Raw genomic sequence first — 12,915 nt, 5'->3', positions numbered from 1 at the left:
GGAATGTGACAACCCACGCCCGGAAGATGTTCCTTTCCGTCTTCCGGGCTTCATCTCTTATGCAATATGAAGATTTCCAACCCGGTGCTCACCGGTTTTCATGCCGATCCTTCAATGATTCGCGTCGGTGACACTTATTACATTGCCAATTCCACGTTCGAATGGTTCCCAGGCGTTCGCCTGCATGAGTCCAAGGACCTGGTGCATTGGAACATTCTTCCAAGCCCGTTGAGCCGGTCCAGCCAGCTTGATATGAGAGGAAACCCCTCTTCGGGAGGCATCTGGGCTCCTGACCTAAGCTATGCGGATGGCAGATTCTGGTTGATCTACACTGATGTCAAGGTGGTCAATGGTGCATTCAAGGATTGCACTAATTATTTGGTCACCGCCGAGGACATCCACGGGCCATGGAGCGAGCCGATTCGCATCAACGGGGTCGGTTTTGACGCCAGCCTGTTCCATGACGACGACGGCCGCAAATACTTGGTGCAGCAGACATGGGATTTCCGTGAATACCACCACCAGTTCGACGGTATCACATTGACGGAATTCGACGTCGACACCATGAAGCTCAAGCCAGAAACGGCCCGCACCATCTGGGATGGTACTGCGGTGAAGATCACCGAAGGTCCCCACCTATACAAGAAGGATGGTTGGTACTACCTGTTTGCCGCAGAAGGCGGCACGGTGTATGAACATCAGGAATCTGTGGCGCGTTCCCATACCCTTGACGAGTACTCCTTCGAAGTTATGCCGAATGGCCCGTTCATCGGTAACTTCGACACTCCTGACACCTATTTGCAGAAGCAGGGCCATGGAGCGTTGGTGGACACCCCGTCCGGCGAGTGGTATTACGCCTCCCTATGCGGTCGTCCGTGGCGTCATGATACCGAACCGGCCCATGGCACCCGCGGATGGTGCACACTCGGACGCGAGACCTCCATCCAGAAAGTCGAATGGGATGAGGACGGTTGGCCGCGCGTGATCGGAGGTCACGGCGGACAGCGTTACGTTGATGCTCCGAAAGATGCCATCGAGACTTTGGCCCCAACGACGCGTGACGAACATGATGAGTTCGATTCCGGCGAGCTCGGTCCGAATTGGAACACGCTACGCGTCCCGTTCACCGACGCCATGGGCACGGTGGGCGGTGGCAAACTGGCATTGCGTGGTCAGGGCTCGCTGTGCAACCTGTTTGACTTGTCTCTTGTGGCTCGTCGCTGGCAGGCATTTGATTTCGACGCCGAAACCAAGGTGCGTTTCGATCCGAAGAATTACATGCAGATGGCAGGCCTGACCAACTATTACGATGACCTATGCTGGTCATGGGCGTTTATCACTTGGGATGAGAAACGTCACGCAAGGGTCATCGAAGTGGCTCAGAACGATTTCAACCAATATACGTCGTTCCTCAAGGATAACGCCATCGTAGTGCCCGAAGAGGCTGAGGCGGTATGGCTGCGCACCAAGGTCCGCACGGAATACTATTCCTACGAATATTCCTTTGACGGAGAACATTTCACCGAGATTCCAGTCAGGCTCGATGCGAAGATCCTGTCCGACGATTACGTGAACCAACGTTACGGCGGCTTCTTCACCGGCGCGTTCGTGGGACTTGCCTGCGTCGATCTGTCCGGCTACGACGCGCAGGCCGAATTCGACTACTTCGACTATCGGGAGCTTTCCGATAACCAGTAGACAGTGCCGGCTGGCGACAGAGCGTCCGCCGTCAGCCGGCATACTCGACGGGATTGAATTCTATGGGCAATGAGGAGCGGACGAGCATGGTTTTGCAATTGCCGAAACTGCTTGACGACGGTTGCGTGCTGCAGGCCGGTGCGACCATACATATCTGGGGCGCCGGCGACCCTGGACGCGGCGTGCTGGTACGCCTCGATGGCAAGGACCGGACTACGCGGGTGGGGGACGACGGCTCATGGAGTGTGCCGTACGGTCCGATCAAAGCAGGCGGACCGTACGATTTGACGGTGCGTTATGAGGACGGAACCGAATGCATCTCGCGCCAATGCTATGCGGGAGAAGTGTTCCTGTGTTCGGGACAGTCGAACATGGAACTGCCCATGGCTTGGGTGCGTGCGGACTATCCGCTGGAGTGGAATCGTGAGCCTGACCCATTGCTGCGGCAATACAAAGCGATTCCCGATTGTGACTTCAACGGTCCCCGCAGCGATCATGACCATGCGTTCTGGCAGGGGTGCGATGCGGAAACCCTTGGAGATTTCTCCGCGCTCGCCTATTTCTTCGGACGCAGGATCCGTCAGTGGCTGAATGTGCCCGTCGGCCTGTTGAACGTTTCATTGGGTGGATCGCCGATTGAATCCTGGATGGATGCCGACGCATTGCGGGCGTTCCCCGAAGCGCTCGCTGACCTTGAGCCGTATCTTGGCGATGGCGTGGCGTCGAAGAAAAGCCGCGATTCCGTTGCCGAACGGGACCGGTGGTACCAAGCGCTTGGATACGAGGCTGTGGCCGATGCCCACCATGAATGGCTGCCATTGATCGCGTGGAACTGTCCGGAATCCAAGAACATCGAGCCGCGCGACGTGGCATGGCATGACATACGCCTGCCGGGATGGTACAAGGATCGCGGACTTGCCGGTTTCCGCGGCGAGATTACCATGAGAAAAACCGTGTTCCTGCCTCCGTCGGATGCGGGCAAGCCCGCTCTATTGCGTCTGGGCACCATGAATGACGCCGACCATACGTGGGTCAATGGTGTGTTGGTCGGTGGGCGTAGCAATGTGTATGAGCCGCGGGACTATCCGGTCGCAGCCGGTGTGCTGCGCGCCGGCGCGAACGAAATCCGCATGCGTCTGGTCGTTGAACGGCCCGGCGGTCGTGTGACGCCCGGCAAACGGATGACACTGACCATCGGAGACGATGTCTTCGACCTGTCCGGCATTTGGCAGTATGCCGTGACCGCCGAAGCTGACCGCGATTGCCCATTCGAGGATTTCGTCAGATGGAAGCCGACCGGCCTGTACAATGCCATGCTCGCCCCGTGTTTTCCATATGCGGTGCGGGCCGTGCTGTGGTATCAGGGCGAATCGAATACCGGCGATCGCGCCATGCGATATGGTGACGAGCTGAAGGCCATGATTCAATTGTGGCGCGTCAAATGGCATCAGCCGGATATGCCGTTTCTGATCGTCCAGCTTCCAAAATTCGACATCGACGCCATTGAGGATGGAGGCTGGCCACTCATCCGCGAACAGGAGTGGAACGTCGCGAACGAACTTGAAAACGTTGCGACGGTGGTGACGCTTGACGCCGGCGAGAGCAACGATCTGCATCCGTATGACAAGAAGCTCGTCGCGGATCGCGTGTTCAATGCCGCGATGGATTTGGTATACGGTCGCCAGGCTCAGCCTCAACCGGCCGTGGAAACCATCGAGGTCTGCGGAGATCTGTTGCGGATGCACTGTGTGTGGCGGAGTCGCTCGGACGAGCGGATCCGATCGGAGGGCCGCCGGCTGATGACGTTGGACGGTGACGCTCCCCAGGAAATCGAATTTCTATGGCGCGACTGCGCCACATCCGCGCGGGCCGAGGCATGGCTAGACGGCTGTGATATCGTGGCGCGCATGACGGCGCGCAGGCCAGATGAGGTGCGGTACGCGTGGAGCAACAATCCGGAATCCGGACTCATCTGCGACGGCGATGGCATGCTGATTCCGCCGTTCCGCCTGACATTGCCCACGGACGATGATAAGGGGATTCATGCGTAGACAGGTCGCGCTTCGACAAGGACTCGTCGATGGATTCTCCGATACGGACTCTGTAATTACCGTGTTTCGCGGCATCCCCTATGCCAAGCCTTCCCGTTGGCGCATTACGATTTGTCTCGTGTCATGATTCGGTATTGGACGAATTTCGCGGCGACGGGCGATCCGAACGGTTCCGGATTGCCCGAATGTCCGGCGTGCGGACCCAATGGCCAACGATACATGCTGCTCGGCGGATGCCACGATACATCGGATAGTATGTCGTATGCCAGGTCAAGTAGATGAATATAGTATAGTGTGAGCGTTCACTATAGCGTGGTGGAAATCGTGACGAAGGAGACGGGCATGACGAAGGAGACGGAGACGCAGATCGCGTCCGACGAGGATCTGACTAGGCTGTTCGCCGGCAAGCCGACGCAATACCGCAAATCGAAGTCGCTGCCGAAGTTTACTGGCGAGGCCATGCGTACCTGCGCCACGATCAACCGCATCTTCTTCGATGATCCTGACGAGGCCTACCGCCTGTTCCACGAGCTCGTTCCCGACGCGGGGGAGGGCGTACAATTCACGCCGCCGTTCAATGTGGATTATGGCATCGGCCTGACCATTGGCCGCGGCACGTTCTTGAACAAGGATTTCATGGTGTGCGGCGGCGGATATGTAACGCTTGGCGAGGATTGCCTGATCGGCCCGCGTTGTACCATTGCCACGCCGAATCATGCCTTGGATGCGGCAACGCGACTGGCTGGCTGGGAACATGCTTCGCCGGTGACGATTGGTGACAACGTGTGGTTTGGTGCGAACGTTACGGTCACGCCTGGCGTCACGATTGGCTCGAATTCCATTATCGGCGCGGGTTCTGTGGTTACACGAGACATTCCCGCCAATTCGATTGCAGTTGGCAATCCGGCGCATGTAATCCGCGAGATTCCCGAACGCGATCCCGCCTTCGCCGATGTCGAGGGTATCGTCTGACGTTGGGTTACGGTGTTCCCTCAGAGCGAATTCGCGTGTTGCCCTACTGCTAGACGTGTTGTCGCACGATTTCAGTTTTGACCTCACGATTTGATCGGAATATCGCACGATTTTGTTTGAGACGAAAATGGGTGCCGTTGCGGTTGGCTGTGACGGCACCCATTTTGCGTTGATTTAGTGCGATTTATGCTGATTGATCAGCCGCGGGCCTTTGCGTAGGCTTCGTATACGGCTTCAGTCGGTTCGCCGGTTTCCACGCCGTCGATGGTGAGCTGCCATGCGGGCGGTTCCGTTTCGCCGGACAGCACCCAGGCGGCCTGACGGGCGGCGCCGATGGCAACATACTCGTCGGTGGTCGGGCGGGTCACGTCCATGCCGAACACGCTCGGCGCGAGCGTGCGGATTGCCTTGGACTTCGCGCCGCCGCCGATAAGCAGAATGCGGGAAATCTCAGCGCCAAGCGAACGGATAAGCTCTAGGCAGTCGCGCTGGGAGCACAGCAAGCCCTCGACGAACGCGCGGGCCATGTTCTCGCGTGTGGTGTTGGCCAGCGTCATGCCGGAAAGGGTTGCGGTCGCGTCCGGACGGTTCGGCGTGCGTTCGCCGTCGAAATACGGCACCAGCGTAATACCGCCGGCGCCCGGTTCGGAAGCGAATGCCAAGGATGCGAGTTCGTCGTAGTCGACGCCGAGGGCTGCACGGCCGGCGTCAAGAATGCGCGATCCGTTGATGGTGCAGGCCAGTGGCAGGTAGTGGCCGGTGCAGTCGGCGAAGCCGGAAACGGCACCGGTCAAATCGTAGGTCGGATTTTCGGAAATGGCTGCTGCCACGCCGGAAGTGCCCAATGAAACGGAAACGTCACCCACGCTCATGCCAAGTCCGAGGGACGCCATGGCGTTGTCGCCGCCGCCCGGTGCGATGATGCAACCACCCTCAACGTTCTTGCCGGCGATTTCCGGGCTTGCCTTGACTGCGGCGGCATCGTGCGGTCCAAGCACGGTCGGCAGCATGATTGCGTTGGCGTGCTCGCGTGCCGCTTCGGCACCTTCCGCTGGCTCAAGCACCATGGCGATCAGATCGCGGCGGTATTCGTTGGAAGCGGCATCGTAATAGATGGTGCCGGAAGCGTCGGAACGGTCGGTGAACAGCGCTTCCAAGTGTGCGTCCTCGCCTTCTGCGACCGGGCCGTAGCCGGCGATACGCCAGCTCAGCCAATCGTGCGGCAGGCAGATCGCGGCGATCTTCTTAGCGTTTTCCGGTTCGTTTTCAGCCACCCACGCCACCTTGGTCAGCGTGAAGGAAGCAACGGGGGAGGAGCCAACGGCCTTGACCCAACGCTGCTTACCACGCGCGATCACATCTTCCGGTTCGCCTTCTTCGGCGGGAGCCTCGCCCATCTTTTCGATGAGGGCCGCGGCCTGCGGCGCCGAGCTTATATCGTTCCACAGCATGGCGTCGCGAATCACGTTGCCTTGCTGGTCGAGAATCACCATGCCGTGCTGCTGACCGCCAACGGCCAGTGCTTCAACATCGTCAAGTCCGCCGGCCTGCTGGGCTGCCTCGAGGAACGCGTCCCACCAGAATTTCGGGTCAATAGACGTGCCATTGGGGTGTTTGGCCTGGCCAAAGCGCACCATTTCACCGGTTTCGGCGTCGGTCACGCGCACTTTGCAGGACTGGGTCGAGGTGTCGACGCCGGCCACGAGAGTTCGAGTCATTGTGTCTCCTTGCAGTGAGCTGGCGCAACGAAGTGCAAGGAATTCGCACGGTCCGCCACCTCATTTAGTTAGATGAATGAACTATAATGTCTAGTGTACCATCATAAAGTGATTTGACTATAGAGACGGTGCGCTTTTTCGGCAAAGACGCGTCAAAGAGGAGGGAACCATGGCTTCACTGCGGAGTATCAATCAAGACGATTTGCGAAACCATAATCTTTCCGTGGTGCTCGACTCGCTGTTGCGTGCCACCGAACCAATGAGTCGCGCCGATCTTGCCAAGAAAACCGGATTGACCAAAGCGGCCATGTCGGTATTGGTGTCGTTGATGCTCGACAATGAGATTCTGGTGGAAGGCGCGCCTTCCGGCCAATCGCTGTATGGGCGCCCCAGCATTCCGCTTGAAATCAAAGGTGGACGCCTGTGCGGCATGGGATTGCAGGCCAACACCGACGGTTATGGCGTGGTGGTGCTCGATCTTGACGGTTCCGTTGTGGGGGAGCGGTGGGTCGACGCCGACATGGCCAACGCCGATGAGCGGGCGATTTTCGCCCGTCTCGACGAACTGGCTTTGCAGCAGGAAGAAGCGCTTGCCAAGAAAGGTTATGTGCTTGCCGGTACCGGTTTGGCATTGCCGGGTCTCGTCACCGATGATATGCGATTGCTTGGCGCGCGCAATCTCGGTTGGGAACGTTTGGATCTCAAGCAGTTCGATGTGGTCAAGCGACTTGATCCTGTTGCCTGCAACGAGGCCAATGCCGCCGCGTTGGCACAGGTTCCCGGCTATGCCACGCAGCGTAAGGATTCTGGGCGGATCAAGCCGACGGATTCGTTTCTTTACATGTCGACCGACGTGGGTATCGGCGGTGCAGTGATCCGCGAAGGGCGTGTGGTGAGCGGTGATCACGGTTTCGGTGGCGAATTGGGCCATGTTTCCGTTGACATGCGCGGTCCCGTCTGCCGTTGCGGCCGTCGCGGCTGCCTTGAAGTGTATGCGGGCAGGCGTTCCATGGTGAGCGCGGCCGGAATCGCCAGCAGCGATGCCGCAGCGACCCGCAGCGCCATCGACGAATTGATCGACCGCTGGCACCAGCGCGATGCGCAGACCGTGGCCGTTGTGGAAAAAGCATTGGAGGCCATGGTTTCCGTAATCGCATCGACCATCAATGTCTGTGACGTCGACGTGGTGATGCTCGGCGGCTTGTGGGCGCGTTTCGAACCTGAACTGATTCGCAGAATCGAACGCATGGTACGCCCGCAAGTGCTGGCGTATCCGGAAGTCGAGGCAAGCGTGCTTGTGGCGGATATCGTCGATCGTCCGGCCTTGATGGGCGCTGCGGAAATCGGTTTGCGACGCTTTATCGACAATCCGCTGCGTTTCATGAAGCAAAACTAGTCCACCCATTTGCTAAACTTGCCAAGTTGGCATGTTCGCATGTTGCAACGTGGGGCGTTAGCTCAGTCGGTTAGAGCATCGGACTCATAATCCGCCGGTCCACGGTTCAAGCCCGTGACGCCCCACTCTTTCACAAAGTCAAGGCTTCTGATATACTCTGCAAGGTTATCCGGTTCACGCTCTGCCATAGGGGCTCAGCGACCCGGGTCCCCCGAATCTCTAGGAGACAAACTATGAAGCAGGGTATCCATCCTGATTACCACGCAGTGCAGGTCACCTGCTCTTGCGGCAACACCTTCGTCACCCGTTCCACCTACAGCGGCGATCACATGACCGTCGACGTGTGCTCCAGCTGCCACCCGTTCTACACCGGCAAGCAGAAGATCCTCGACACCGGTGGTCGCGTGGCACGCTTCGAGAAGCGTTACGGCAAGAAGGCCAAGTGAGTCTTATTGCTTAGGCAATGAAAAACGCCAGTCCGATTGTGGGCTGGCGTTTTTCATTATGCGACGGATGCGCATGCGCCGGCGTGCATGCGATCGGGATATTCGTAAGATGCGTGGGATGCCTGCGAAATACCGCGCTTCGGCAGCGTTTCCAAGGCACCTTATATGATGGACAGGTTGAGTGGAGTTCAGCGAAGCGTTCACGCTGAAGCGCAGATTTATAAGCAGATAGAAAAGGCGTACATTGGCAGACGAGCAGTTCCCCGCGGCAGTTACCGCACTTGAGGAATATCATAATATCGAACAGCAGATGGCCGAGCCGGAAGTCGCGTCGGATCCGGATAAGATGCGTAAGCTGGGACGTCGTCACGCCGAGTTGGGCGTCATCGTTTCCGCATACACCGCATACAAGCAGGTGAAAGACGATCTGGAGGCAGCCAAGGAAATGGCTTCCGAAGATCCGGATTTCGCGGAAGAAGCGAAACGTTTGGAGAGCGAGCTTCCGGCAGTTGAGGAGAAACTGCGCACCGCGTTGATTCCGCGCGATCCCGATGATGCGCGCGATACGATCATGGAAATCAAGGCGGGCACCGGCGGCGAGGAAGCCGCGTTGTTCGCCGGCGATCTGCTACGCATGTACATGCGATATGCGGAAAAGCGCGGTTGGACCGTCACCCTGCAAAGCGAAAACACCACCGAACTGGGCGGCGTCAAAGACGTGCAGCTCGCCATCCGCGCCAAGGGCACTCCCGCTCCGGAAGACGGCGTATGGGCATCCCTCAAATACGAGGGTGGCGTGCATCGCGTGCAGCGTATCCCCGTCACCGAATCGCAGGGCCGTATTCAGACGTCCGCAGCGGGCGTCATTGTATTCCCGGAAGCCGATGAAGATGACGATGAGATCGAAATCGATCAGAAAGATCTGAAAATCGACATCTTCATGAGCTCTGGCCCGGGCGGCCAGTCCGTGAACACCACATATTCCGCAGTTCGTATGACCCACATTCCGACTGGCATCGTGGTGAGCATGCAGGATGAGAAGAGCCAGATCCAGAATCGTGCGGCCGCACTGCGCGTGTTGAAGAGCCGCCTGCTCGCCATGAAGCACGAGGAGGAAGCCGCACAGGCCGCAGACATGCGTCACTCCCAGGTGCGTTCGCTGGATCGTTCCGAACGAATCCGCACCTACAATTTCCCGGAGAACCGTATCGTCGATCATCGCACGAACTACAAGGCGTACAACCTTGACGCCGTGCTTGACGGCGATCTGCAGGCTGTGATCGACAGCGACATTCAGGCTGACGAAGCCGATCGCTTGGCCCATCAGAAGTAAAGGCGGCCGATGGCTACCGTATTCGAACTCGTGCGATCCGCTTCGGCCATGTTGCGTGCGTCCGGTGTTGACACTCCGGAGCACGATGCCAAATTATTGGCCGTCGAAGTATTCGGCGTCGACCTGCAGACCGTCGACAAGGCCATGCTGATGGGAAGCGAAACATCCGAACTGGCGAAGCAAGGCGCGAAGCAGAGCGGTGAAGACGCTGCGTTGAAGCGATTCCACACCATGGTGGATCGCAGGTCCAAGCGTGAACCGCTGCAACATATCACCGGCCACGCGCCCTTCCGCTACCTCGATCTGAAGGTTGGTCCGGGCGTGTTCATTCCGCGTCAGGAAACCGAACTCGTGGTGCAGGAAGGTGTCGACTGGATCACCAAGCACGGCATGTATTCGGCGAAAGTGGTCGATCTGTGCGCGGGAAGCGGCGCAATCGGCCTGTCATTCGTGACGGAAGTGCCCGGCAGCGAGGTGTGGGCGGTCGAAAAAAGCGAGCAAACCGCGCAATGGACCCGCGTCAATCTCAACGAAACCGCAAAAAAGTACCCCAGCATCGCCAGCAACTATCATCTGGAAATCGCTGATGCCACGCAAACGCCGACGCTGAACCAGCTGGACGGCACGATCGATATCGTGCTCACCAATCCTCCGTATGTGCCTCTTGCGGATATTCCGCAGCAACCGGAAGTACGCGACTACGATCCCGATCTTGCGCTATACGGCGGTTCCGCAGATGGCACGCTTATTCCGGAACGCATTATCGCCCGTGCCGCAAAACTGCTGAAAAACGGCGGTTTGCTGGTAATGGAACACGATATTACGCAAGGTGAACGATTGTCTGCATTCGCGCTGTCATATGGATTCAGCAATGTGATGGTGCATAACGATTACACAGGTCGCCCGCGATACATGACCGCGAAAAAGCAGTGATGCAACGCGTCTCAGAATAAGAGATTTTTCCAGGGGAACGTGGTTTTTCTGTTGCAATAGAGTTCCAGTTGGAAGTCCGACCATTGCATTAGACCAGTTCAGCGGTAAGCATACCGGTTGCGGAAGCATCCACAAGATGAGGCGTCCGGTTGCGCTGACAGGAAGAGAAGGAACGGCAGTGAAAATCAAGAATGCCGAAAAACTGGCCGCACTCTGTCTTGCGGCGGTTATGGGAGTGAGTGTTACAGCCTGTTCGGGCGGCAACATGTACGCCACCAGTAATGAGAGCGCCACCATCGCGGATAACGATGTGATCACCATCGGCTCGGTCACCACCAATTCCGGTGCAGCCGCAGCCTATGGCGAAGCCGAAGTGAACGGGTTCAAACTGGCGGTCAAGGAAATCAACGCCGATGGGGGAATCTTCGGCAAACAGATCAAACTGGAATCCATGGACGACAAGGGTGATGTGATCGAGGCATCCAACGCCTTTAACCGTCTGGCCGGCGACAAGAACGTGATCGCCGTGCTCGGACCGACCATTTCGTCAACCTCCGGTGCCGTCGCGCCGCTCGCCGACCAGAACCAGATGCCGACCATCGCTCCGGCCGCAACCGCCGATTCCGTGGAAACGGGCGGATACCTGTTCCGCACCTGCTTCAAGGACTCCTACCAGGGCGAGATCGCCGCCAAGTATGCGGCCGAAACATTGAAGGTCAAGAAAGTGGCCGTGCTGTATGGCACGGGCGATCCGTATTCGTCTGGTGTGGGCAAGGCTTTTGTTGCGGCGGCGAAGAAGAACGGACTTGACGTGGTGGCGGAAGAGAATTCCTCTAGCGCCGACGATACCGAATACTCGTCGCAGCTGCAGAAAATCGAAGCTTCTGGTGCGGAATTCCTATATGCGCCGTACTACTATTCCACGGTTGGCCCGTACATTGTGCCACAGGCGCGAGCGGTCGGCTATGAGGGCTACATCATGGGCCCCGACGGCTACGACGGCCTCAAAACCACGGGAAACAAAGCGAACTACAACAAGGTGCTGTACACCACGCATTATTCGCCGGATGACAAGTCCAACACGAAGGTGCAGCAGTTCATCACCTCATACAAGAAGGCCAATAACGGCGAATCGCCGAACACCTTCACCGCGCTCGGTTACGATTCCGTCTACATGTTCAAGCGGGCCATCGAACAAGCCGGTGAAAACGCCACTCGTGCCGATATTCGCAACGCCATCGCAGGTATGAGCTTCTCCGGCGTGACCGGCGCATTCACGCTCGATAAGCATGGTTCTCCGAAGAAATCGGTGATTGTGCTGGAAATGAGCGACGGCGAACCGACATACAAAGACACCATCCAGCCGGCGAAATAGCGAAAAACGCGAGGAATCAAGAAAAACAAGACTTCAACTGACGAAACAACAAGAAAGGAGGGATGATGAGCGATTCGGTCATTATGTTCATCGGTCAGATCTTCAACGGTCTGAAAATCGGCAGCGTGTATTCGCTTGTGGCCCTCGGCTACACCATGGTGTACGGCATCATCCGACTGATCAATTTCGCGCACGGCGACTTCATCATGGTCGGCTCCTACGCGCTGATGCTTACCATTCCGTTCATTATCGCCTGCGGTCTGCCCGCATGGTTCGCCGTGATTCCGGCGGTGCTTGTGTGCGTGGCGGTGGGTATTATCGTGGAAAGGGCCGCGTACAAGCCGGTGCGTGAAAAAGGCAATAATATGACGGCGCTGATCACTGCGATCGCCATGAGCCTGCTGCTTGAAAACGGCTCCCAGGCGCTGTTCGGCGCTGATTATCAGACCGTGCCAACCATCGTTGAAATTCCAACGCTGGTGCTTGGCAAACTCAAAATCGACGGAGCGACCATCATAACGGTGCTGCTCGGCATCGCCATCATGGTCGCGTTGCAGCTGTTCGTCTCCCTCACCAAGCAGGGCAAGGCCATGCGTGCGGTGTCCGAAGACAAGGAAGCGTCGATTCTGATGGGCATCAACGTGAACTCCACCATCACGTTGACCTTCGCCATCGGCTCCGGCCTGGCTGCGGTGGCGGCGCTTATGTACTGCATTTCCTACCCGCAGGTCTCTCCGATGATGGGTGCCATGCTGGGCTTGAAAGCGTTCGTCGCCGCGGTGCTTGGCGGCATCGGTTCCATTCCGGGCGCTATGGTCGGTGGCTTGCTGATCGGCGTGGCCGAGAGTCTTACCAAGGCGTATATCGGTACGATTACGGCCGGTGTGATCACGTCGGCGTTCTCCGACGCCATTGTGTTCGGCATTCTCATCATCGTGCTGCTGGTCAAGCCGTCCGGTCTGATGGGCGAGCCGGAAAGCGAGAAGGTGTGAT

Annotated in this window: 11 protein-coding genes and 1 tRNA gene; 11 read left to right on the top strand and 1 reads right to left on the bottom strand. The window is 57.9% G+C overall.

Translation table 11 applies throughout. From position 1 onward, the window contains the following. Positions 1–66: 66 nt before the first annotated feature. The 4 genes from KSY55_RS00210 to KSY55_RS00195 all read left to right on the top strand — a co-directional run bounded on the left by KSY55_RS00210 (position 67) and on the right by KSY55_RS00195 (position 4,721). Positions 67–1,698, top strand: coding sequence for a glycoside hydrolase family 43 protein (locus tag KSY55_RS00210; RefSeq protein ID WP_065438014.1), 1,632 nt, complete (start codon positions 67–69; stop codon positions 1,696–1,698). A gap of 86 nt (positions 1,699–1,784) precedes the next feature. Further along, positions 1,785–3,749 carry a sialate O-acetylesterase gene (locus KSY55_RS00205; RefSeq protein WP_254881817.1) on the top strand — a complete coding sequence of 655 codons (1,965 nt, stop codon included), beginning with the start codon at positions 1,785–1,787 and terminating at the stop codon, positions 3,747–3,749. Between the two features lie 96 nt (positions 3,750–3,845). After that, positions 3,846–4,031, top strand: coding sequence for a carboxylesterase family protein (locus KSY55_RS00200; RefSeq protein ID WP_004219773.1), 186 nt, complete (start codon positions 3,846–3,848; stop codon positions 4,029–4,031). A 60-nt stretch (positions 4,032–4,091) separates the two neighbouring features. Continuing rightward, on the top strand, positions 4,092–4,721 hold the full coding sequence (locus tag KSY55_RS00195; protein WP_033524224.1) for a sugar O-acetyltransferase: 630 nt from the start codon (positions 4,092–4,094) through the stop codon (positions 4,719–4,721). A gap of 197 nt (positions 4,722–4,918) precedes the next feature. Here the strand turns inward: KSY55_RS00195 and KSY55_RS00190 are convergent, their stop codons facing one another. Next, a complete protein-coding gene (locus tag KSY55_RS00190; protein WP_117791096.1) occupies positions 4,919–6,439 on the bottom strand; it encodes a xylulokinase in 1,521 nt (506 codons plus the stop codon). A 169-nt stretch (positions 6,440–6,608) separates the two neighbouring features. Here KSY55_RS00190 and KSY55_RS00185 point away from each other — a divergent pair, with 169 nt between their 5' ends. The 7 genes from KSY55_RS00185 (at position 6,609) to KSY55_RS00155 (ending at position 12,914) form a co-directional block, all read left to right on the top strand. Next, a complete protein-coding gene (locus tag KSY55_RS00185; RefSeq protein WP_118240565.1) occupies positions 6,609–7,835 on the top strand; it encodes an ROK family protein in 1,227 nt (408 codons plus the stop codon). Positions 7,836–7,886: 51 nt separating this feature from the next. Beyond that, positions 7,887–7,960, top strand: a tRNA-Ile gene (locus KSY55_RS00180). A 108-nt stretch (positions 7,961–8,068) separates the two neighbouring features. Further along, positions 8,069–8,281, top strand: coding sequence for a 50S ribosomal protein L31 (rpmE, locus tag KSY55_RS00175; RefSeq protein ID WP_004219766.1), 213 nt, complete (start codon positions 8,069–8,071; stop codon positions 8,279–8,281). A gap of 244 nt (positions 8,282–8,525) precedes the next feature. After that, positions 8,526–9,614 carry a peptide chain release factor 1 gene (gene prfA, locus KSY55_RS00170; RefSeq protein ID WP_004219762.1) on the top strand — a complete coding sequence of 363 codons (1,089 nt, stop codon included), beginning with the start codon at positions 8,526–8,528 and terminating at the stop codon, positions 9,612–9,614. Positions 9,615–9,623: 9 nt separating this feature from the next. Continuing rightward, on the top strand, positions 9,624–10,547 hold the full coding sequence (gene prmC / locus KSY55_RS00165) for a peptide chain release factor N(5)-glutamine methyltransferase (protein ID WP_217749406.1): 924 nt from the start codon (positions 9,624–9,626) through the stop codon (positions 10,545–10,547). Positions 10,548–10,776: 229 nt separating this feature from the next. Further along, positions 10,777–11,922: an ABC transporter substrate-binding protein gene (locus tag KSY55_RS00160; RefSeq protein WP_171842688.1), complete on the top strand. Its 1,146-nt coding sequence runs from the start codon at positions 10,777–10,779 to the stop codon at positions 11,920–11,922. 65 nt (positions 11,923–11,987) lie between these two features. Next, positions 11,988–12,914, top strand: a complete 927-nt coding sequence (locus KSY55_RS00155) for a branched-chain amino acid ABC transporter permease (RefSeq protein ID WP_022245068.1) — start codon at positions 11,988–11,990, stop codon at positions 12,912–12,914. Position 12,915: the final 1 nt, after the last annotated feature.

The organism is Bifidobacterium sp. MSK.13.1 (assembly GCF_019131435.1).
Taxonomy (GTDB): Bacteria; Actinomycetota; Actinomycetes; order Actinomycetales; family Bifidobacteriaceae; genus Bifidobacterium; species Bifidobacterium pseudocatenulatum.
The sequence above is the reverse complement of the archived record's forward strand: the minus strand, read 5'-3'. Positions and strand labels throughout refer to the sequence as shown.

Coding starts and splice junctions, on each gene's coding strand:
- KSY55_RS00210 (WP_065438014.1), top strand. CDS start 67: ATGAAGATTTCCAACCCGGTGCTCACCGGTTTTCATGCCGATCCTTCA.
- KSY55_RS00205 (WP_254881817.1), top strand. CDS start 1,785: ATGGTTTTGCAATTGCCGAAACTGCTTGACGACGGTTGCGTGCTGCAG.
- KSY55_RS00195 (WP_033524224.1), top strand. CDS start 4,092: ATGACGAAGGAGACGGAGACGCAGATCGCGTCCGACGAGGATCTGACT.
- KSY55_RS00190 (WP_117791096.1), bottom strand. CDS start 6,439: ATGACTCGAACTCTCGTGGCCGGCGTCGACACCTCGACCCAGTCCTGC.
- KSY55_RS00185 (WP_118240565.1), top strand. CDS start 6,609: ATGGCTTCACTGCGGAGTATCAATCAAGACGATTTGCGAAACCATAAT.
- rpmE (WP_004219766.1), top strand. CDS start 8,069: ATGAAGCAGGGTATCCATCCTGATTACCACGCAGTGCAGGTCACCTGC.
- prmC (WP_217749406.1), top strand. CDS start 9,624: ATGGCTACCGTATTCGAACTCGTGCGATCCGCTTCGGCCATGTTGCGT.
- KSY55_RS00160 (WP_171842688.1), top strand. CDS start 10,777: ATGGGAGTGAGTGTTACAGCCTGTTCGGGCGGCAACATGTACGCCACC.
- KSY55_RS00155 (WP_022245068.1), top strand. CDS start 11,988: ATGAGCGATTCGGTCATTATGTTCATCGGTCAGATCTTCAACGGTCTG.